General features: G+C 73.2%; 21 protein-coding genes. 9 read left to right on the top strand and 12 right to left on the bottom strand.

The features are described 5' to 3' along the window. On the top strand, positions 1 to 1,415 hold a 1,415-nt coding region (locus ABD067_RS20340; RefSeq protein WP_343897218.1), incomplete at its 5' end, for a capsular polysaccharide export protein, LipB/KpsS family. Positions 1,416 to 1,418: 3 nt separating this feature from the next. On the opposite strand, the gene ABD067_RS20335 is transcribed toward ABD067_RS20340, so the two are convergent. Next, on the bottom strand, positions 1,419 to 2,828 hold the full coding sequence (locus ABD067_RS20335; RefSeq protein WP_343897216.1) for an amidase: 1,410 nt from the start codon (positions 2,826 to 2,828) through the stop codon (positions 1,419 to 1,421). Then, on the bottom strand, positions 2,825 to 3,034 hold the full coding sequence (locus ABD067_RS20330; RefSeq protein ID WP_343897215.1) for a hypothetical protein: 210 nt from the start codon (positions 3,032 to 3,034) through the stop codon (positions 2,825 to 2,827). The genes ABD067_RS20335 and ABD067_RS20330 overlap by 4 nt, the downstream gene beginning before the upstream one ends. 186 nt (positions 3,035 to 3,220) lie before the next feature. On the opposite strand from ABD067_RS20330, the gene ABD067_RS20325 reads away from it, so the two are divergent. The 4 genes from ABD067_RS20325 to ABD067_RS20310 all read left to right on the top strand — a co-directional run bounded on the left by ABD067_RS20325 (position 3,221) and on the right by ABD067_RS20310 (position 7,877). Then, the gene (locus tag ABD067_RS20325) at positions 3,221 to 5,341 is read left to right on the top strand and encodes a Hint domain-containing protein (protein WP_343897214.1); all 2,121 of its coding nucleotides are present in this window, start codon (positions 3,221 to 3,223) and stop codon (positions 5,339 to 5,341) included. An 85-nt stretch (positions 5,342 to 5,426) separates the two neighbouring features. After that, a complete protein-coding gene (locus ABD067_RS20320; RefSeq protein WP_343897213.1) occupies positions 5,427 to 6,620 on the top strand; it encodes a CaiB/BaiF CoA transferase family protein in 1,194 nt (397 codons plus the stop codon). Further along, a complete protein-coding gene (locus tag ABD067_RS20315; RefSeq protein ID WP_343897212.1) occupies positions 6,620 to 7,525 on the top strand; it encodes a hydroxymethylglutaryl-CoA lyase in 906 nt (301 codons plus the stop codon). Before ABD067_RS20320 ends, ABD067_RS20315 begins: the two co-directional genes overlap by 1 nt. Before the next feature lie 73 nt (positions 7,526 to 7,598). After that, entirely contained in the window at positions 7,599 to 7,877 is a 279-nt protein-coding gene (locus ABD067_RS20310) for a hypothetical protein (protein WP_343897211.1), read from the top strand. A 27-nt stretch (positions 7,878 to 7,904) separates the two neighbouring features. Here ABD067_RS20310 and ABD067_RS20305 read toward each other — a convergent pair whose 3' ends face one another. Continuing rightward, positions 7,905 to 8,453 (bottom strand): hypothetical protein, encoded by a 549-nt coding sequence (locus tag ABD067_RS20305; protein ID WP_343897210.1) that lies wholly within the window; start codon positions 8,451 to 8,453, stop codon positions 7,905 to 7,907. Continuing rightward, positions 8,450 to 8,998, bottom strand: a complete 549-nt coding sequence (locus tag ABD067_RS20300; RefSeq protein ID WP_343897209.1) for a hypothetical protein — start codon at positions 8,996 to 8,998, stop codon at positions 8,450 to 8,452. Before ABD067_RS20300 ends, ABD067_RS20305 begins: the two co-directional genes overlap by 4 nt. 101 nt (positions 8,999 to 9,099) lie before the next feature. Here ABD067_RS20300 and ABD067_RS20295 point away from each other — a divergent pair, with 101 nt between their 5' ends. Together ABD067_RS20295 and ABD067_RS20290 are read left to right on the top strand one after the other, a co-directional pair. After that, entirely contained in the window at positions 9,100 to 9,675 is a 576-nt protein-coding gene (locus tag ABD067_RS20295) for a CHAP domain-containing protein (RefSeq protein WP_343897208.1), read from the top strand. A 975-nt stretch (positions 9,676 to 10,650) separates the two neighbouring features. Beyond that, entirely contained in the window at positions 10,651 to 10,962 is a 312-nt protein-coding gene (locus tag ABD067_RS20290) for an EthD family reductase (RefSeq protein ID WP_343897207.1), read from the top strand. Between the two features lie 27 nt (positions 10,963 to 10,989). On the opposite strand, the gene ABD067_RS20285 is transcribed toward ABD067_RS20290, so the two are convergent. The 7 genes from ABD067_RS20285 to phaR all read right to left on the bottom strand — a co-directional run bounded on the left by ABD067_RS20285 (position 10,990) and on the right by phaR (position 15,782). Beyond that, the gene (locus ABD067_RS20285) at positions 10,990 to 11,196 is read right to left on the bottom strand and encodes a GNAT family N-acetyltransferase (RefSeq protein WP_343897219.1); all 207 of its coding nucleotides are present in this window, start codon (positions 11,194 to 11,196) and stop codon (positions 10,990 to 10,992) included. A 27-nt stretch (positions 11,197 to 11,223) separates the two neighbouring features. Continuing rightward, the gene (locus tag ABD067_RS20280) at positions 11,224 to 11,463 is read right to left on the bottom strand and encodes a hypothetical protein (RefSeq protein ID WP_343897206.1); all 240 of its coding nucleotides are present in this window, start codon (positions 11,461 to 11,463) and stop codon (positions 11,224 to 11,226) included. Continuing rightward, a complete protein-coding gene (locus ABD067_RS20275; RefSeq protein WP_343897205.1) occupies positions 11,460 to 12,095 on the bottom strand; it encodes a LysE family translocator in 636 nt (211 codons plus the stop codon). The genes ABD067_RS20280 and ABD067_RS20275 overlap by 4 nt, the downstream gene beginning before the upstream one ends. Before the next feature lie 55 nt (positions 12,096 to 12,150). Beyond that, complete coding sequence (locus tag ABD067_RS20270; RefSeq protein ID WP_343897204.1) at positions 12,151 to 13,398, bottom strand: ABC transporter substrate-binding protein; 1,248 nt, start codon at positions 13,396 to 13,398, stop codon at positions 12,151 to 12,153. Positions 13,399 to 13,480: 82 nt separating this feature from the next. Next, positions 13,481 to 14,203, bottom strand: coding sequence for a hypothetical protein (locus ABD067_RS20265; RefSeq protein ID WP_343897203.1), 723 nt, complete (start codon positions 14,201 to 14,203; stop codon positions 13,481 to 13,483). Positions 14,204 to 14,588: 385 nt separating this feature from the next. After that, the gene (locus ABD067_RS20260; protein ID WP_343897202.1) at positions 14,589 to 15,050 is read right to left on the bottom strand and encodes a helix-turn-helix domain-containing protein; all 462 of its coding nucleotides are present in this window, start codon (positions 15,048 to 15,050) and stop codon (positions 14,589 to 14,591) included. A 120-nt stretch (positions 15,051 to 15,170) separates the two neighbouring features. Further along, on the bottom strand, positions 15,171 to 15,782 hold the full coding sequence (gene phaR, locus ABD067_RS20255) for a polyhydroxyalkanoate synthesis repressor PhaR (protein ID WP_343897201.1): 612 nt from the start codon (positions 15,780 to 15,782) through the stop codon (positions 15,171 to 15,173). 216 nt (positions 15,783 to 15,998) lie between these two features. Between phaR and ABD067_RS20250 the strand changes: the two genes are divergently transcribed. Both ABD067_RS20250 and ABD067_RS20245 read left to right on the top strand, forming a co-directional pair. Beyond that, positions 15,999 to 17,177, top strand: coding sequence for an acetyl-CoA C-acetyltransferase (locus tag ABD067_RS20250; protein ID WP_343897200.1), 1,179 nt, complete (start codon positions 15,999 to 16,001; stop codon positions 17,175 to 17,177). Between the two features lie 640 nt (positions 17,178 to 17,817). Further along, positions 17,818 to 18,063, top strand: a complete 246-nt coding sequence (locus ABD067_RS20245) for a hypothetical protein (protein WP_343897199.1) — start codon at positions 17,818 to 17,820, stop codon at positions 18,061 to 18,063. Between the two features lie 31 nt (positions 18,064 to 18,094). Here the strand turns inward: ABD067_RS20245 and ABD067_RS20240 are convergent. Further along, positions 18,095 to 19,132: SMP-30/gluconolactonase/LRE family protein (locus ABD067_RS20240; protein ID WP_343897198.1), on the bottom strand; the 1,038-nt coding region annotated here is incomplete at its 5' end.

The following is a 19,132-nucleotide window of genomic DNA, read 5'->3' as shown; positions in this document are numbered from 1 at the left end:
CCGGCGGCCGGCCGGTGCTGCTGGCGACGGACCCCGCGGCGCCCGCCGGCGCGCGCCCGGTGCTCGCCGGCGAACGCCGCTTGCCGGGAAGGCTCGCGCCCTGGACCTTGCTCGACCTCGCGGCGGAGCTGCACGTGCTCGGCCCCGACGACGATTTAGCGCTGCTCGGCGCAGCCGCCCCGGGCGTCACGGTGCGCCCCCACGTCGCGGCTCCGCCCCCAGCGGCCGCGTTCGCGGCCCTGCTGGCCGCGACGCGCTGGGCCGACCCTTTCCGCGCGCGGCCCTGGACGGCGGCGGAGGCCATCGCGCAACTCGCGGATTGGCGCGCCGCGGAGGCCGAGAACCGGGGCATCGCGTCCTGCACCGGCGTCGAGTGGTTCAAGCACCGCCGGCTGAAGGACAGCCTGTCGAGCGCCGCCGGTCCGCCGCGCGTCCGCATGCGCGGTTCCGACGCGGTCCGCGACGCCAAGCGCGAGGGCGGCGCGGTGGCGGTGTGGTCCTCGGTGATGCCGCCCGGCCTGCCCGCCCGCGCCGCCGCCGCCGGCGTGCCGCTGGTGCAGGTGGAGGACGGCTTCGTCCGCTCCGCCGGCCTCGGCGCGCTGTTCGCCCCCGCCGCCTCCCTGGTGCTGGACGGGCGCGGCATCCACTACGACCCGTCGGCGCCGAGCGACCTGGAAGCGCTGCTCTCGGAGACGGACTTCGCGCCGGCGCTGCTGGCGCGCGCCGCGCGGCTGCGCGAAGCGCTCCTCGCCGGCGCCATCACCAAATACAACCTGCGCGGCGACCCGCCGCCGCTCGACTTGCCGCCTGGCCGCCGCGCCATCCTCGTGCCCGGGCAGGTGGAGGACGACGCGGCGGTGCGCCGCGGCGGCGCGCGCATCCGCACCAACCTCGACCTCCTGCGCGCGGTGCGGCGGGAGAACCCGGATGCGGTCGTGCTCTACAAGCCGCACCCGGACGTGGAGGCCGGGATGCGCCGCGGCGCCGTGCCGCCCGGCGAGGCCCGGCGCCTCGCCGACCGCGTCCTGTCCGCCGTGCCGATCGCGCCGCTCTACGCGCTGGTGGACGAGGCGCATTGCCTGTCCTCGCTCTCCGGCTTCGAGGCGCTGCTGCGCGGCCGCCGCGTCGTCACGCACGGCCGCCCCTTCTACGCCGGCTGGGGGCTGACGGAGGACCGCGACCCGCCGCCGCGCCGCGGACGGCGCCTGTCGCTCGATGAACTCGTCGCCGGCGCGCTGATCCTCTATCCGCGCTACCGCGACCCGCTCACCGGCCTGCCCTGCCCGCCGGAGGTGCTGCTCGAGCGCCTGGCGGCCTCGCCTCCGCCGCCATCCCGCGCCCGATTGCCGCGGAGGCTCGCCGCGTTCATAGGCGCTTCGTCGCGCGCGATGGCGGAATGGTGGGCGGCGCGGTGACGGCTACAGCGCCGGCGCCATCTCCCGCCACGGCGCCGCCCGCTCGTAACCCGCGGCGGCGCGGAGCAGCGTCGCCTCCGCGAAGGCCGGCGCCACCAGTTGCAGCCCGAGCGGCAGCCCCTCTGCGCGGCTGACTCCGCACATCACCGACACGGCCGGGTGGCCGGTGACGTTGAAGGGCGTGCGCGCCTGCCGCGGGTAGGTGCGGTCCACCTCGTCCGGGTCGTCGATGCGGCAGGCCGGGTCCATGGAGGACGCGCAGAACAGCAGGTCCACCTCCCGGAACGCTTCCTCCACCGCCGCCACCAGCTCCGCGCGGCGCCGCTGCGCCTGCACGTAATCCACGGCGGAGAGCAGCATCCCCGGCAGCAGGCGCCGCCGCGTCAGCCCGGCGTAGTCGCCGGGCCGCTCGCGCAACCAGGGCTCGTGCACCGCGGCGGCCTCCCCCGACAGGATCACCCGGTTCACCGCCGCGAACTCGCCGAGCGGCGGCAGCGCCACGTCGCGCACCTCCGCGCCCTCGGCCGCCAGCACCCGCGCCGCTTCGTCCAGCGCCGCCGCCACCTCCGGCGTCGCGGGCGTGTCGCGCTCGTGGAAGTGGCGGACGTAGCCGACGCGCAAGCCCCGCAAGCCGAGGTGCAGGTCCCGCGCGTAATCCTCCGGCGGGCGCATGGCGCTGCCCGGGTCCGCCGCGTCCGGCCCCGCCATCGCGCCCAGCAGCAGCGCGCAGTCGCGCACGGTGCGCGCCATCGGCCCGACGTGGTCGAGGGTGAAGGCGAGCGGGAACACGCCCCGGCGCGACACCAGCCCATAGGTCGGCTTCAGGCCGACCAGCCCGCTATGCGTCGCCGGGTGCCGCACCGAGCCGCCGGTGTCGGTGCCGAGCGCCGCCGGCATCATCCGCGCCGCCACCGCCGCGCCGGAGCCGGACGACGATCCGCCCGGGTGGTGCGCCGGGTTCCACGGGTTGCGCGCCGGCGGGAAGGGCAGGTCGAAGCAAGGGCCGCCGATGGCGAACTCGTGCGTCGCCAGCTTGGCCGGGAACACCGCGCCCGCCGCCCGCAGCCGCGCCACCACCGCCGCGTCCGCCGCCGCCACGCGGTCGAGGCAGAGCTTCGAGTGGCAGGTGGTCGGCTCGCCCGCGAGGTCGATGATGTCCTTGATCCCGACCGGGATGCCGTGCAGCGGCGAACGCGGGCCGCCGCCGGGACGCGCGATCTCCGCCTCGGCCGCGCGGGCGTCGCGCATGGCGCCGCCCGCGAGCAGGCGGACCACGGCGTTGAGCCGCGGGTCAAGCGCGGCGACGCGGTCCAGGCAGTCCCGCAGCAATTCCACCGGCGACAGGCGCCGCGCGGCGATCAGCGCCGCGGCGTCCGCCAAGGTGAGCGCGTGCGGGCTAGGGGTCGAACTCATCGGCGCCCCTCCCGCTCCGCCCGGGTCGGCAGGGCGTAAGGCGGCGAGGGCTCGGCGGCGGGGTCCGCCGGACGGGCGAAGCTCCCTCGCAGGGCGTCCATGCGGCGGATCGCGTCCAGCATGTCCGCGCGGTGACGGTTCCAAGCGAGGCGCAGGCCCGCGGCTTCCGCCAAGGCTTCTTCCGTTGCGGTGCCGTCGTCGGGCATGGCGCGCCTTTCCGTGTTCCGGTGGAGCGGCAGTTTCGCACGGCGGCCTGGGCGGGCAATCCGGCCATTCCCCGTCTCATTTGCCAATTCATATGTAATTTTTGAGCGATTTTCGTTTCAATTTATCAACCAAAAGTATATTAATGGTCCGGAACGAAATCGCCGCGCCCTTCCCGGAGAGCCAAGATGGCCGTCGCCGCCGGTTCGATAGCCTTCGTCGCCTACAGCTTCGACAACACCTCGGAAGGCGTCGCCTTCATCGTGTTGAATCCGATCGCAGCGGGCGAAAGCATCCGGTTCTTCGAAGGGGACAAGAACGGAACGACGCTGCGCGCGGACGCGAATTTCGTTTGGACCAACGGCGCTGCCACGTTGCCGGCCGGCACCGTGGTGCAGATCGGTTTCGGGGCGGCGCCGTCCAACACGGCGACCGTGATCGGCGGGGGCAGCATCACCCAGCAGGCGAGCGGGTGGAACGTCAGCAACAACACCGGTTCGCGGTCCGACAGCGTGTTCGCCGTCACCGGCACGGTCGCCTCGCCCGGCACCTACGTCGCCGCGATGCTCTTCGGCGACGGCAGCGTCGGCACGCTCTCCGCCGGCACCAGCATCGTCAACCTCACCACCACCGCAACCGACCTCGACGTGGGATCCATCAACCGCGCGACGGCCGGGACCAACTACGCGGACGCGGACGCGGCGCGGGCCGCCTACACCAACCCCGCCAACTGGGTCCGGGACGCCAACCCGTCGGACGGGACGGGCAACAACAACCCCGAATGGCCGCCGCTGACCGACGCGAATTCGCCGCTCTACGAAAAGGCGGTCCTCACCGTCGCCGCGCCGACCTTCTCCTTCGGCGACTCCAACAGGCTGGTGAACGCGTCGGAAGCGGCTGCCACCCCGGTCGCCATCAGCGGCCTCGGAAGCGGCGCCATCGCCGTCGTCACCTTCCGGAGCAGCGCGGGCGGCGCCACCGTCAGCCACACCTTCACCGCCAACGGTTCGGCGGCCGTGGACCTGTCGGGCCTGGGCGACGGCACCGTCACCATCGCCAATGCGGCCGTCACCAACGGCGGCACGACCACCAACTACGCCAACCCGCCCACGGGCAACGGCGTCACCTTGGACAAGACCCCGCCGGCGGCGCCGAGCATCGGCGCCGTGTCCGACGACGCGGGCGCGGTGCAGGGCGCGCTCACCGGCGGCGGCGCCACCGACGACACCACCTTGACGCTGACCGGAACGGCGGCCGCCGGCGCCACCGTCCAGATCCTGAACGGCTCGACCGTGGTCGCCACCGCCACCGCCGGGTCGAACGGGACGTGGGCGGCCACCACCTCCGCCTTGCCCAACGGCCCGGTTTCCCTGACGGCCCGGACCGCCGACGCGGCCGGCAACCAAGCCTCCTCCGCCGCTTTCACGACGACCGTGGACACCGCCCCCGACGCCGACGTGGCGGTGGACCTGATGGACGCGGCGGCCTCGCCGGGCGGCGCCGCCGTCACCCTGACCGTCTCCGGGCTCGACGACGGCTCGACCGCCGCCGTCACCTTCACCGGTTCGGCCGGCGGCAGCGTCACCCGCACCTTCTCCGCCAATGGCGCGCAGACGGCCGATGTGTCCGGCCTCCGCGGCGACGTGTCCGCGGCCGTGCAGGTCACGGACCAAGCCGGCAACCCCGCGGCGGGCCAAGGCGACGCGCTCGCCGCGGACCCCGTGTGCTTCTACCCCGGGACGCTGGTGGCGGTGCCCGGGGGCGAGGTCGCGGTGGAGACGCTGAAGGCCGGCGACCTGGTGCTCACCGCCGACGGCGAAGCCAAGCCGGTCCGCTGGCTCGGCCGGCAGACGGTTTCCACCCGCTTCGCCGACCCGCTGCGCGTGCTGCCGGTCAGGATCGCGGCCGGGGCGCTGGGCGAGGGCCTGCCCCGGCGCGACCTGCTGGTCTCGCCCGACCACGCCCTGCTGGTGGACGGCGTGCTCATCCAGGCCGGCGCCCTGGTGAACGGCGCCACGATCAGGCGCGAGCGGGGCGTGCCCGAGGTCTTCGCCTACTGGCACGTGGAGCTCGCCGACCACTCCCTGGTCCTCGCGGAAGGGGTGCCGGCGGAGAGCTTCGTGGACAACGTGGCGCGCCTGGCCTTCGACAACTGGGCCGAGCACGAGGCCGCCGCCGAGCCGGCGCCGGTGGCCGAGATGGCGCTGCCGCGCGCCAAGGCCGCCCGCCAGGTGCCCGCCGCGACGCGCCGCCGCCTCGCCGGGCGCGCGGCGGCGCTGCTGCCCGGCACGGACCGCGCCGCGGCCTGAACCGGCAGGCGCCCCTCGGCGCTTTTGCCCGCGGACGGCCAGGGCTAAGGGTGGCGGCTAACGAAAACCGCCACCGGGAGAGCCCATGTCCGCGCCCAAAGGCCTGCCGCTCGACGGCCTCAAGATCGTCGAACTCGGCCACTACATCGCCGCGCCCTTCGCCACGCGGCTGCTGGCCGACCTCGGCGCCGAGGTCATCAAGGTGGAGCCGCCCGACGGCGACCCGGTGCGCGGCTGGGGCAGCCAGAAGGACGGCCACGCGGTCTGGTTCAGCGTCCACGGCCGCAACAAGCTCTCGGTGACGCTCGACCTCAAATCGGCGGAGGGCAAGAAGCGCGCCCTCCAACTGGCCAAGCGGGCCGACGCGCTGGTGGAGAACTTCCGCCCCGGCCAGCTCGAACGCCTCGGCCTCGGGCCGGAGGCGCTGCACGCCGCCAACCCGCGCCTCGTCATCGCCCGCATCAGCGGCTACGGCCAGGACGGCCCCTACCGCGACAAGCCTGCCTTCGGCGCCATCGGGGAAGCCAAAGGGGGCCTGCGCCACCTCACCGCCAACCCCGGCCAAACCGAACTCCCGCCCCCGCGCTGCGGCGTGTCCATCAGCGACGACCTCGCGGGCATGTACGCCGCGATGGCCGTGGCGTCCGCCTGCTGGGGCCGCGACCGGCCGGGCGGCGACGGCCGTGGCCGCGTCATCGACGTGGACCTCGTCTCCTCCGTGTTCAGCCTGATGGAAGGGATGCTGCCGGAGTACGGGATGTTCGGCTGGGTGCGGCAGCCGCAGGGCGCCGCCCTCAAGACCGCCGCGCCCACCAACACCTACCCCTGCGCCGACGGCAAATGGCTCTGCATCGCCGGCAACTCCGACCTGATCTTCCGCCGCTTGATGCCCGCGATCGGCCGGCCGGAGCTGGCCGAGGACCCGCGCTTCGCCACCAACGGCCTGCGCTGCGCCAACGTGGAGGAGCTGGACGCCGCCATCGCCGCCTGGACCCGCACCCTGCCCGCGGCAGAGGCCGAAGCCGCGCTGGAGAAGGCCGACGTGCCCTGCTCCCGCCTCTACGACATCCGCGATTGCGCCGAGGATCCGCACTTCCACGCGCGGCAAACGGTGATGCGGGTGGAGGACCCGCTGCTCGGCCCGGTGCTGCACCCGGCCGCGCCCTTCCGCCTGGACGGTGTCGAACCGCCCAGCATGGTGCGTTGGACCGGCCCCGCTGTGGGCGCGCACAACGATCTCGTCTTCCGGGAGTTATTGGCGGGAGAAGGAGGCGCGTGATGCCGCAAAAAGTGGAACTGTCCGAGGTCGCCCCGCGCGACGGCCTGCAATCCATTGGCCCCTTCGTGCCGACGGACACCAAGATCGCGCTCGTCCGCGCGTGCTACGAGGCGGGGCTGCGCCGCATGGAGGTGGGCAGCTTCGTGTCGCCCCGCGCCGTGCCGCAGATGGCCGACACGGGCGACGTGCTGAAGGCGGCCAAGCAGCTCGAAGGGCTGGAATGCACCGTGCTGGTGCCGAATCGCCGCGGCTTCGACCTTGCCATGAACGCCGGCGCCGACCGCCTCGGCCTGTTCATGTCGGTCACGGAAAGCCACAACAAGGCCAACCTCAACCGCGCCCGCGAGGAAAGCTTCGCCGAACTCTCCGCCCTCGTGCGGGAGGCGCCCAAGGGCACCAAATTCCGCTTCAATCTCTCCTGCGTGTTCCATTGCCCCTTCGAGGGCGTGGTGCCCGAGCCCGACGCGCTGGACTGGATCGAGCGGGCGGTGGCGCTCGACCCCTTCATGGAGATCGCGCTCGCCGACACCACGGGCAACGCGTCGCCCGACCAGGTGCGGCGGGTCTTCGAACAGGCGCACGCCTCCTGGGGCAAGCGTTTCGCCTTCCACGGCCACGACACCTACGGCATGGGCGTGGCCAACGTGGCGGCGGCGTGGGAGGCGGGCTGCCGCATCTTCGACGCGGCCTCCGGCGGCATCGGCGGCTGCCCCTTCGCGCCCGGGGCGACCGGCAACGTCGCCATGGAGGACGTGGTCTGGTTGTTCAACCGCATGGGGGTCGAGACCGGCACGGACTGGCCGAAGCTGCTCCAGGCGGCGGACCTCGCGGCGTCGGTGCCGGGATGCACGCCGGGCGGCGCCATGCGGCGCGTCCCCGCCGCGCGGCAGCAGGCCGCGGCCTGACCTGGCCGGCGCGCCGGCGCACCCGGTCACGCCGGACGGGCGCTACTTCGTGGTGCGCGGCCGGCTGTGGCGCATGGCGGACCCCGCCTTGCCCATGGAGCGCCGCGCGGAGCTGACACGGGAGCTGATGGCGGCGCGGCGGGCGGTGGCCGCGGCCAACCGCGCCGGGGACGCCGCCGCGCTCCGGGATGCCCGCGCCGCCGTGGACGCGGCCAAGCGCACCTTGGGCGAGCGCGGCCCGGTCTGGTGGACGGACGGGGCGCCGGACCTCAACCGGCGCCTCGCCCGCAACACGCCTTACGCCGAATGGTACGCCGGCCTGGGCGGCGGGGTGGCCGCCGCGGCCGGGTAGCCCCCCGGTCGCGGCGCACCGCCCCGTTCAGCGCTTGGTGGGCGCGGCCTTGCGGGCGGGGGGCGCCGCCGCCGCGCGCTTCGCAGGGGGCGGCGTCGGAGCCGGCTCCGGTGCGGCGACCGCGGCCGTCGACGCGGTTTGCTGTGTGGAACTGGCCTGCACGTTGGCCGTCACCCTCAGCTCCGCTTGGTCCGGCAGCAGCTTCACCGCGAAGGTGTCGGTGCCGGCGAAGCCGCGGTCCGGGATGTAATCGACGCGGGTGGTCGCGCCGACCTTGCGGACGTGCAGGCGCCCGTGCGCCGGCTTGGCGGTGACGAGGCCCGGACCCGCGCGGTCGGTGCGGATGCCGCACCAGCCGCCGTCGTTGCCCATCGTCAGGGCCGCCTCGGTCTGGCGGCCGGCGGCCAGCGTCACGCCCTGCTGCGGCGCGTCGCACAAGGCGGACCTGCCCTGCACATCCACGGCGTAGATGCGCGGGCCGGGCGCCGCCACCTGCGGCTGGGCGCAAGCGGCCTGGAGCGCGGCGAGGCCGGCCACCACGGCCAGCGTCCGGAAACGGGTCACGGGGGCGCTCACCGGCCGCGCCTCCGGGACGCGGCGGCGCTCCGGGCGGGGGCGGCCGCCTGCGTCGCGCAAGAGCCGAGGCTTTCGGGGATCAGGTCCTTGCCGGCGGCGTAGGCCGGCAGCACCTCGGCGCCCGGAAGGGCCATCACCTCGTCGAACAGCCCCGGATTCCGCAGGCAGAAGTCGCTGCCGAGCTTCTGCGCCTCGAAGCCGCGGACCTGCGCCAGGTTGGTCACGTAGGCGTCCCTCGCCCTGGCGCCGCCGCGCGCGCGGGCGAAGTGCTGCTCGAACGAGCGGTAATTCTCGGCGAGCTTCGGCTGGTAGCGCTGGATGAACGCGTTGTAGCGGTCCTCCTGCTTGCAGGTGATGCCCACCACCATCAGCTCGGACTTGAGCGCCTCGACTTCGAAGACGCTCTGTTCGCCCTCGCTGGCGCAGCGCGCCGCGGCCTCGGAGGCCGGCGCGGCGAGCATCCCCAAGGCCGCGAGCAGGCAGGCGCCCCGTCCGGCGCGGCGCGAAGGCCGCCCCCGTGGGAGCTGAAATGCGAAAACGCCCATGACACCTCTGAATCCGGCTAATCGGACGGGCGGCCGAAACCAACCCGCCGCATCTGATACCGCATCGCAACGCCGGGCGCCACAGCATTGATCGCTAAGACGTGATTGCTGTTGGGCGCTGGCGCCCGCCTCCGGTACCCTGCCTATGCACCAGGACGGGGGTCGGTTCCATCCTTCGCGCATCGGCGACGCTCGCGGCGTTCCTTCTCTTCGCCGCCTGCGGCCCCTCCCGGGGACCGTCGTACCGCTCCGGCGTCCCCGCTCCCGACGGGGCCGGGGCGTGGTCCTGCGTCCCTTACGCGCGGATGCGCTCCGGCATCCCGCTCCGCGGCGACGCCTGGACGTGGTGGGACGCGGCGGCCGGCCACTACGGGCGCGGGCGCGACCCGCGCCGCGGCAGCGTGCTGGTGCTGATGCGGACCTCCCGCCTGCCGCAAGGGCACCTCGCGGTGGTGTCGCGCGTGGTGTCGGCGCGGGAGATCCGGGTGGACCACGCCAATTGGGCCTCGGGCGCTTCCAAGGGCCGCGCGGCGCGGGACCAGCCGGTGATGGACGTCTCGCCCGCCAACGATTGGTCCCTGGTGCGGGTCTGGTACCCGCGCATCAACGACTGGGGCGCGTCCAGCTACCTGAGCTACGGCTTCATCCACCCGACGCTGTCGATGGCCGCTCGGTGAGGGTCGCGGGCGGGCGCGGACCCGCGCCGGACGCCGCCGCGCCGAAGGAGGAAACGGCCCCGGGCTCCCCCGGCCGCCCCGCGGCCGCCACGCCGAGCGCGGCGGCCAGAAAGACGCCAGCGCGCGCGGCCGCGTCGGCGGTGGCGCCCGGGTCGGCGCGGAACCAAACCCGCCGCGACGGATCGCCGGGGCTCGGCAGCAAAGCGAGGCCGTCCGACCAGGGGCCGTCGGAGAAGTCCCAGGCGTAGGTGGCGTCCCGGTACTCGTGCCGCCGCGCCGACGGACCGGCGGTGGCCCAGCGGGCGCAAGAGCCGGCCGGCGCGTCGGCGCGGTCCAGCCCGCCGTGCAGGAGGAGGACCCGCCGGCCGCCCGGCGGCGGTAGGCCGGCGCAGCCGGGGTAGAGGAGGACGGCCGGCGCGTTCGCCAGCGCCGGCCGGTTCGCGCAACGCGGTGCGCCCCGGCGCCGAAGGCCAGCACGCCGAGCCGCGCCGCGTCCACGCGGGGCTCGGCCGCCAGCGCGCCAAGCACGGCCGCGAGCCCGTCCGCCGTTGACAGCGTCGATTCGACGGCCCCGTCGTCGCCGGCGGACGGGACGAATTCGACGGTGGCGAAGCCCGCCGCGTTGAGCGTGTCGAGGTAGGGCCGGCTGCGGCCGTCCGGCCCGGGGGCGTCGGGCAGCGCCAACACGACCGGCCGGGGGTGGCGGCGGCAGGGGGAGCCGGCGCCGCCAGCGCGGAGAGCAAAGCGGCCGCGGCCCATCGCAAGCGCGACCGGCGGCTGTCGCCGCCCGGCGATCCGTCCATGCCCGTTCTCCCGTCCCGGTCTGCGTCGGGCGGCATCAAAGGGAGGCCCGGCGGGCCCCGCGTCATCCGTTCGGCGAAGTCCCGGGGCCGGTGCGTCCAGGCGGGCTCGCTCGCGCCAGGGCAAGGGGAGGGGCTACAAGTCCCCGGCGAGCCTAAGAAGGAGGAAACCGCCATGGTCTTGGTGAGCGTGCTCTACCCCAACCAACCCGGATCGCGCTTCGACGAGCGCTACTACCTCGACAAGCACATCCCGCTGGTGCGGCAGCGCTGGGAACCGATGGGCCTCACCGACCTGCGCCTGCTGCGCGGGGTCGGCACGCCGGACGGCGGTCCTGCGCCCTTCCGCGTGATGGCGCTGCTCTCCTTCGAATCGGCGGAGGCGTTGCAAAAAGCCGGCGCCGCGCACGGCAGCGAGGTCTTCGGCGACATACCGAACTTCACCGACGTGCAACCCGTCGCGCAGGTGAACGAAGCGCTGGCGTAAAAGCGCCGCACGCGGGAGCGGGCCGGGTCAGGGCGCCACGACGAAGCCGTGCGTCGCGTCCTGCTCGTCCACGGGCTCGAAGCCGCAGCGTTCGCAGAGCCGCGCCGCATCCGGCTTCCCGGTGCGGAGGCGCACGCGCCGGAAGCGGGGGCCGGCCAGCGACAGCAAGTGGTGGGTAAGGGCAGCGCCCACCCCGGTCCGCCGCCAAGCCGAACGCACGTAGACGTGCCGCAGGCGCGCCGTGCCGAAACCGTCCGGCAGCTAGGGATCGGCGTCAAGGCCGCCCACCGCTACGAGGACGCCGCCCAGGAACGCGCCGCGGAGCGCCTCGCTCGGCCGGTCGAACCGATTGACGCCGCTCCGCCACTCATCGGTCAAACGGGCGACGAAGCGGTGCCCTTTGGCGACGGCGTCGGAGGCGAGGGCGTCGAAGCCGCCCGTCTCCGGCGTCGCGCGGCGGAACAGGACGCCGCCCCCGGCCTCCGCCCCGAAGAGGTTCACCCTGCCCGGCGCGCGAAGGCGAGCGATACGCCCAGCCCGCAAAGGACGGCGCCGGACGCTTCGCGCAACCGGCGGACCAAGCCGGCGCGCCGGGCGAGGCCGTCGCGGGCGCGCGACGCCGCGCAAGCCACCGCCACATCGACCAGCGTGTTGAGCGCGACCGACACCAAGCCGAGCGCCGCGAACTGGAGCGCGACGCCCCCCTGCGCCGGGTCGACGAACTGGGGGATGAAGGCCAGGAAGAAGGCGGCGGTCTTCGGATTCAGCGCTTCGACGACCACGCCCTCGCGGAAGGCCCAAGCCGCGCCCGTTGCGACGGCGCGCTCCGGCGGCGGGACGCGCCGCGCTTCGCGGATCGCCCTGAGCCCCAACCACACCAAGTAAGCGGCACCGGCCACCTTGAGGACGGTGAACGCTTGCGCGCTCGCCATCACCAGCGCCGAAACGCCGAGCGCGCCGGCCGCGACGTGGACCAACCCGCCGAGGCCGGTCCCGAAGCTGGAAGCGATCCCTTCGCCGCGACCGCCCGCGAGGGTGCGCGCGGCCACGTAGAAGATGCCCGGCCCGGGTGTGACCGCGATGGCGAGCGCGGCGGCGAGGAACAGGAGGAGGCCGGCGGCATCGGGCGTCACGGCCAGCCTCGCCGGGTCGGGCCGGGGCGCCCGGCGCCCGCCGGACGGCGCGGCCTCAACTCCGCACCAACGGGCACCCGCCCTCCGCCACCGGCCGGAACGCCTGCTCGGCGGGAATCGTCATCGAGACCTTGTAGACGTCGCCCTGGTAGCGGCTCTCCTCCGGGCGCTTCACTTCGTAGAGGTGCGCCGGGTGGATCTTGCGCCCGTCCTCGCGGACGCGGCCCTGGCCATAGGCGTCGTCGTCCGTGGGCATCCGCTTCATCGCCGCGACCGCCGCGCGGCCCGACGCCTTCGCGGCGCCGACGCCCAACTCCTTCACGACCTTCAGGTAGTGCAAGACGCCGGAGTAGTTGCCGGCATGGACGTAGTTCGGGAACACGCCCGCCGGCAGCTTGGTTTGCACGCGCTTGGTGAAGGCTCGGGTGCGCTCGTCCTGGTCCCAGTAGAAGGTCTCGGAGATGAACATCCCTTGCATGGTGTTCATCCCCGCCGCCAGCACGCCGGTCACGGAGCCGATGATGGCGGCGAGCTTCATGCCGCCGCGCGGCAGGCCGAATTCCTGCGCCTGCTTCACGCAGTTCACCAGGTCGTCGCCCGCCATGGCGAGGCCGAGCACCTTGGCGCGGCTCGCGCGCGCTTGCAGCAGGAACGCCGAGAAGTCGGTGGTGGACGGGAAGGGGTACACGGACGCGCCGAGCACCCGCCCGCCGGCAGTCTCGACGGCGCGGGTGGTGTCGCGCTGGATGGCGTGGCCGAAAGCGTAATCGGCCGTCACGAAGTACCAAGTGTCGCCGCCCATGCGCGTCAGCCCAGCGCCGGAGGTGTTGGCGAAGCACCAGGTGTCGTAGCTCCAATGCACGGTGTTGGGCGTGCAGGCGCGGCCCGTCAGCTCCGAGGTGGCGGCGGAGGCGTTGAGGTGGACGCGGTCGCGCTCCACGCAGACGGGGTTGATGCCGAGCGCGATGGCGCTGTTGCCCACGTCCGTCACCACGTCCACGCCGCGCTGGTCGAGCCACTGCCGCACGGTGTTCACGCCGACGTCGGGCTTGTTCTGGTGGTCGGCCGCGATGACCTCGACGCGGATGGATGGGTTAGCCGCCGTGAACTCCTCCACCGCCTGCCGCACGCAAGCCACGCTGGTCGGGCCGGTGACGTCGCGGTAAGGGCCGTTGAGGTCCGTCAGAACGCCGATGCGGACCACGTCGCCCGCCGGCTGGGCCCGCACGAGGGCGGGCGCGGCGAGGGGCAGCGCGGCGGTGGCGGCGCTGCCGGCGAGCAGGGCGCGACGGGTCGGCGTCATGGATGTTATCTCCCTCGGTTCACCCGAACCGAGGGTAGGGCCGCCGGGGCGGTTCAAGCTACTCCGACGCTCACGGGGGCCGTCAGCGGTCGGGCAGCCAGACCTCCAAAAGGCCGGGGGCGGGCAGCGGCTCGTAGGAGCGGAAGTCCTGAAGCGCCCAACCGCGCCCGAGCCGCCCGGCCAAGCGCGCCGCCGCCGGCGCGTCTTCGGCGTGGAAATAGCGCACCACACGTTGCGAAGGCGTCGCGGTGACGGCACGAGTTTCATTGAGGTCGAAGCCGGCCTCGCGCACCTGCGTCGCCATGGCGCCTGCCGCCTCCGACGCAGCGTAGGAGCCGGCGCGGTGGTGCAGCACCACCCGCTGCTGCCCGGCCGCCGGTTGGGCCGCTGCGCCCGTGCCGGACCCGATGCCAGCCGCCTGCCGGGGACCGGCTTCGCCGCGCGGGGGATTGGGCAAGGGCGCGGTCACGCTCGGCAAGGCTGCCAGGGCGGCTTCGCGCCGCGCCAAGATCTCGCGCTGCGCCACCTGCGCCTGCAACTGGGCGAGTTGCGCTTCGGCCGCCGTCCTGGCCTGGGCAAGCGCTTCCAGGCGCGCCTGCTCCGCGGCCAAATCTTTCCGGAGTGCTTCGGCGTCAGGGCCGCCGCCATCGGCGATGCCGCCACGAGCCGCCGGGGGCGCGGCCGCCAGTGGCGGCGGCGCGGGCCGCGGCGATTCCGGGCCGCCGGCGAGCAGCGCCGATTTGGGCAGCCCGCCCTGGCTGAGGGCCGCTTCGGGCGCCGTGGCGCCGGGCAACACGGCAGCCATCGGAGTTTCGGCACGCCGCTGTTGTTGCGTCGGCACTCCGGTTCTCAGGGACAAGCCGAGCACCAAGCCCCCCAAGGCCCCCGCCAGCAAGAGGCCCGTCCCGATCGCCGCCTTGCGGCCGAACTGCCGCTGCGGCCGAAGCAAGGGAGCCGGCCGGCCGCGTTGTTGCAGCCCGCCCTTGGCGGCCCCCTTGTCGGCGAGGCCCCGGCTCGTTCGGCGAGACTCCCGCCCGGCGGCCGAGGCGTGCCCAACAGGGCCTTCCGGGGGGCGCCAACCCTCGGCCGCGGGGGAACCACCGCTCCCCGACAGCCAAGGCCTGCGTCCCGGCGGCAAAGAGCTGGCGAGGGGCGGCGACCGAGTGTCCGACATCGAGTCCTAAATGGGTTCAGTGGGTGTCCGTGCCACCTCCTTGGGCGGCCTGGCTTTGCGCCGCGAGGGCGCGTGCCATTTGACTCAACGCTTCTTGGTGCTTTTCGTTGTCGATCATAGCGAAGTTGCGAGCCAGTTCCAGGCACATGCGTTGCCGGGGAGACGCCTCCTGGTGGTCGCTGGTCGCGGCCAAGCCCTCGAAGAAGAACGACACCGGCACGTCAAGCACCTGCGCGATCTCGAACAGCCTCCCCGCGGAGATTCGGTTCAAGCCGCGCTCATACTTATGTGCCTGCTGGTAGGTTACGCCGACCATGCGGGCGAGTTGCTGTTGCGACAGGCCCATCATCACCCGACGTTCGCGAATGCGGGCGCCGACGTGACGGTCCGCTGCGTTGGCGCGTTGACCCGGCTTGGCGCCGCTTTCCTTGGCCGCCGTCCCCTTGCCCTGCGCTTCACCCTGTTGTGTGGTTGGCATACCTGAGCCTTTCAACCCTGACGTCTCTCATCGGGGAATGCCGCGGACGCCGGGAGGTTCCACTTTGGCGCGCATAACAAGCGCGTGAAGTAAACCGCGCCTTCTTTCTCCTGGACGCGATCAGCGCTTCGGAGGCGTTTCCGGCCCGCGAAGCGCTTCGAGTTGCTGCTTGAGGGCCTTGATCTCGGCCTGGAGGTCTTCGACGGACGGCGCTGGCGAAGGCTCGGGCGGGCGGAAGGGGGAGAACAGGCTCATCGCCCGCTCCATCATCGCCTTCTGCTGCTTGCCCATCTCCTCCAGCCCGCTGAAGGGCAGCACCATCGTCTGCTCCACCGAGCGGCGCATCTGCTCCTGCTGGCGGGCGAAGCCGGCCATTGCGAGGTCGAGGTAGCGGGGCAGCACGGATTGCAGGCTGTCGCCGTAAAAGCCTATCAGGTGACGGAGGAAGCTCTCCGGCAGGAGGTGCCGGCCCTTCGACTCCTCCTCCACGATGATCTGGGTCAGCACCGAGCGGGAGATGTCCTCGCCGGTCTTGGCGTCGTGCACCGTGAACTCCCGGCCGGCGCGGATCATGGCGGCCAAGTCTTCGAGGGTGACGTAGCTCGAGGTCTCGGTGTTGTAGAGGCGTCGGTTCGCGTACTTCTTCACCACGACCACCGGCGACGCCTGGCGCGGGGCGGGGGCGGCGGTTCCGGGTTCGTCGGCGTCTCGCTGCGCGGCGGTGTCGGCCATTGGGGTTCCGGTTGTTTTTCTTCCTAGACGCGTTGTGCGCATTTTTGCCGCCTTGAGTCCAGTGCGGATCTCCGGCGGGCGGACCGGGGCAGCCGCAAAGGCTTCCAGCCCCTGCCTCCGTTGCCGCGGGGGATCGAAGGCCCGCCCGCCTTGTGGGGCGGAGCGGCCTGCGCCAAGTCTGCGCGATAAACACGAAGGGCAGGAGCACCACCCGTCATGGCCGACATAGTCATCGCCTCCGCTGCGCGCACCCCCGTGGGCAGCTTCAACGGCGCCTTCGCCGCGATTCCCGCCCACACGCTCGGCACCGTCGCCATCAAGGCGGCGATGGAACGGGCCGGGGTGAAGCCGGAGGAGGTGGACGAGGTCATCATGGGCCAGATCCTCACCGCCGGCGCGGGGCAGAACCCGGCGCGGCAGGCGGCGGTCGCGGCCGGCATCCCGGTGGAGCGGACGGCCTTCGGCATCAACCAGCTCTGCGGCTCGGGCCTGCGGGCGGTGGCGCTGGCGGCGCAGCAGATCGCCACCGGCGACGCCAAGGTCGTGGTGGCCGGCGGCCAGGAGAGCATGACCCAGGCGCCGCACGCGCAGAACCTCCGCGCCGGCACGAAGATGGGCCCGCTGGAGTTCGTGGACACCATGCTGAAAGACGGTCTCTGGGACGCCTTCCACGGGTACCACATGGGCACCACCGCCGAGAACGTGGCGGAGAAGTACCAGATCACCCGCGAGCAGCAGGACACCTTCGCCGCCAACAGCCAGCGCAAGGCGGGCGAGGCGATCAAGGCCGGGCGCTTCAAGGACGAGATCGCGCCGGTGACGGTGAAGACCCGCAAGGGCGAGACCGTGGTGGACACCGACGAGTACCCGAAGCCGGAGACCACGGCCGAGGTGCTGGCGAAGCTCCGCCCCGCCTTTTCCAAGACCGGCACGGTGACGGCGGGCAACGCGTCCGGCATCAACGACGGCGCCGCGGTGACGGTGGTGATGAGCATGGAGGAGGCGGAGAAGCGCGGCGTGAAGCCGCTGGCGCGCATCGTCTCCTGGGCGACGGCGGGCGTGGACCCCTCCATCATGGGCACCGGGCCGATCCCGGCCTCGCGCCGGGCGCTGCAAAAGGCGGGCTGGGACATCGGCACGCTGGACCTGATCGAGGCCAACGAGGCCTTCGCGGCGCAGGCCTGCGCGGTGAACAAGGACCTGGGCTGGGACCCGGAGAAGGTGAACGTCAACGGCGGCGCCATCGCCATGGGCCACCCGATCGGGGCGTCCGGCGCGCGGGTGCTGAACACGCTGCTGTTCGAGATGCAGCGGCGCGGCGCGAAGCGCGGCCTGGCGACGCTGTGCATCGGCGGCGGCATGGGCGTGGCGATGTGCGTGGAGCGGGTGCAGTAGCACCTTCCTAGAACGCGACGGCGGGTGCTCCGGCGCCCGCCGTCGCTCTGCGCGAATGGGACGAACTGGAAGGTTGCGTGAGGCGAAGCGCCTCCGGCCGATGTGCCGGCGGCGGTTCGGGCGTGAGGGCGGCGTTTTGCCCGAATGGGACAAATAGGCCGGGTGCCGTCGCGGGATGCGGGCGGCGGCCGATGCGGCGTGGACAGTTCGGGCGTTGTGGCCGCTGTTTTGTCGGATTCGGACAAATGGCGTGGGTGCGGCCGTCCGACACGGCGGGAACGATGGACGCGCGCCGATCGCGGCGGTTCTGCCGGACGCGGACAAATGCGGCGGCACCGGGCGAAGGAGTGTCTTGCGCGTTTCGAACAAAAGGTTTGGCCTCACGCGCGGCGTGATTCGTTGGACCTCTACCTCGACGGCTGCGCCAGGGTGCGCGGCACGGGCGCGGGCACGGCGGAGACGTCCTACTACCCGGCGGTCTCCGAGGCGCTGAACGCGGTGGGCGGCGCGTTGAAGCCGAAGGTCTTCGCGCTCCACCACACGACCGGCAAGAAGCAGGCCGGCATCCCGGATTTCCGCGGACGAGGCGGCGACCGCCGCCCGTGCCGACCTGCTCGGCGCCCGCGCGTTGGACGTCGGCATGAACGGCGCGAGCTTCTGGAAGAACCTGCCGGAGGGGGTGTGGGAGGCGCGGATCGGCGGCTACCAGGTGCTCAAGAGGTGGCTGTCCTGCCGCGACGGCTCCATCCTCGGCCGCGCGTTGGGGCAGGACGAGGTGGCGCACGTCCGCGACACCGCCCGCCGCCTCGCCGCGATCCTGCTGATGGGGCCGGACCTCGACGCCAGCTTCCGCGCCTGCGCCGCCGCCCACGCGCCCCTGACCTGAGGACGCGGCGCGTGGGCGGCGGCTTCGTGTCTCAGCAGAAGTGCGCGCCCCGCGTCTCCACCGGCACCGCGTAGAGGCTCTGGCTCGCGGTCATGAACAGCGTGTTCCGCCGCGTGCCGCCGAAGCAGACGTTGGAGCAGATCTCCGGCAGCTTGATGAGGCCGATGCGCTGGCCGTCGGGGGCGAAGACGTGGACGCCGTCGTAGCCGTCGCCCACCCAGCCGGCGCCGGCCCAGACGTTGCCCGCCTCGTCGCAGCGGATGCGGTCGGCGAAGCCGCTTTTCCCTTCCAGCGTCATGTCGGCGAAGGTGCGCGGGTTGCGGAGGCGCGTCCCGTCCACGTCCCATTGCCAGATGATGTTCTTGGCCCCGTCGTAGTGGGACTTGCCGGTGTCGGCGACGTAGAGGCGGCGGTAGTCGGGGGAGAAGCAGAGGCCGTTGGGCTTGAAGGGCTCGTCCGCTACCTTGGCCACTTGGCCGGTCTGCGCGTCGAGGCGGTAGATCGCTTCCTTGATGAAGGGGCGGGGGCTCTGCGCGGACTCGGGCACGCGTTGGCCTTCGTAGTCCATCAGCGCGCCGTAGCCGGGGTCGGTGAACCAGAGGGCGCCGTCCTCCGGGTGGACCACGCCGTCGTTGGGGGCGTTGAAGGGGCCGTCCGGGCCGCGGGCGGCGAGCACGGTCTGCTTGCCGTCCCGCTCGTAGCGCAGCACGTCGCGGTGGTAGTGGCGGAAGGCGATCTGGCGGCCTTCGCGGTCGAAGGTGTTGCCGTTGGAGAAGCCGGCGGGGCTGCGGAAGCGGCGGTGGACGTGCATGTCCTCTTCGGTCACGCGCAAGCACTCGTCGTTCGGGATGTCGGAGAAGACCAGGAAGCGGCCGTTGGCGTGCCAGGCCGGGCCTTCCGCCCACATGAAGCCGGTGCCGATGCGGCGGATGGAGGAGTTGCCGAGGCGCGCGGTGAAGCGCTTCGGGTCGAGGGCGACGATGTCGCTGTCCGGGTAGCGCGCGGGGGCGCCGCCGCGGCTGTAGTTGCGCGGCCCTTGTTGCGCCCCGGCCGGCACGGCGGCGCCGGC

The organism is Craurococcus roseus (assembly GCF_039523795.1).
Taxonomy (GTDB): Bacteria; Pseudomonadota; Alphaproteobacteria; order Acetobacterales; family Acetobacteraceae; genus Craurococcus; species Craurococcus roseus.
Note: the sequence above shows the minus strand (reverse complement) of the source record. Positions and strands in the feature narration are given on the sequence as shown.

Coding starts and splice junctions, on each gene's coding strand:
- ABD067_RS20335 (WP_343897216.1), bottom strand. CDS start 2,828: ATGAGTTCGACCCCTAGCCCGCACGCGCTCACCTTGGCGGACGCCGCG.
- ABD067_RS20330 (WP_343897215.1), bottom strand. CDS start 3,034: ATGCCCGACGACGGCACCGCAACGGAAGAAGCCTTGGCGGAAGCCGCG.
- ABD067_RS20325 (WP_343897214.1), top strand. CDS start 3,221: ATGGCCGTCGCCGCCGGTTCGATAGCCTTCGTCGCCTACAGCTTCGAC.
- ABD067_RS20320 (WP_343897213.1), top strand. CDS start 5,427: ATGTCCGCGCCCAAAGGCCTGCCGCTCGACGGCCTCAAGATCGTCGAA.
- ABD067_RS20315 (WP_343897212.1), top strand. CDS start 6,620: ATGCCGCAAAAAGTGGAACTGTCCGAGGTCGCCCCGCGCGACGGCCTG.
- ABD067_RS20310 (WP_343897211.1), top strand. CDS start 7,599: ATGGCGGACCCCGCCTTGCCCATGGAGCGCCGCGCGGAGCTGACACGG.
- ABD067_RS20300 (WP_343897209.1), bottom strand. CDS start 8,998: ATGGGCGTTTTCGCATTTCAGCTCCCACGGGGGCGGCCTTCGCGCCGC.
- ABD067_RS20290 (WP_343897207.1), top strand. CDS start 10,651: ATGGTCTTGGTGAGCGTGCTCTACCCCAACCAACCCGGATCGCGCTTC.
- ABD067_RS20270 (WP_343897204.1), bottom strand. CDS start 13,398: ATGACGCCGACCCGTCGCGCCCTGCTCGCCGGCAGCGCCGCCACCGCC.
- ABD067_RS20265 (WP_343897203.1), bottom strand. CDS start 14,203: ATGGCTGCCGTGTTGCCCGGCGCCACGGCGCCCGAAGCGGCCCTCAGC.
- ABD067_RS20260 (WP_343897202.1), bottom strand. CDS start 15,050: ATGCCAACCACACAACAGGGTGAAGCGCAGGGCAAGGGGACGGCGGCC.
- phaR (WP_343897201.1), bottom strand. CDS start 15,782: ATGGCCGACACCGCCGCGCAGCGAGACGCCGACGAACCCGGAACCGCC.
- ABD067_RS20250 (WP_343897200.1), top strand. CDS start 15,999: ATGGCCGACATAGTCATCGCCTCCGCTGCGCGCACCCCCGTGGGCAGC.
- ABD067_RS20245 (WP_343897199.1), top strand. CDS start 17,818: ATGAACGGCGCGAGCTTCTGGAAGAACCTGCCGGAGGGGGTGTGGGAG.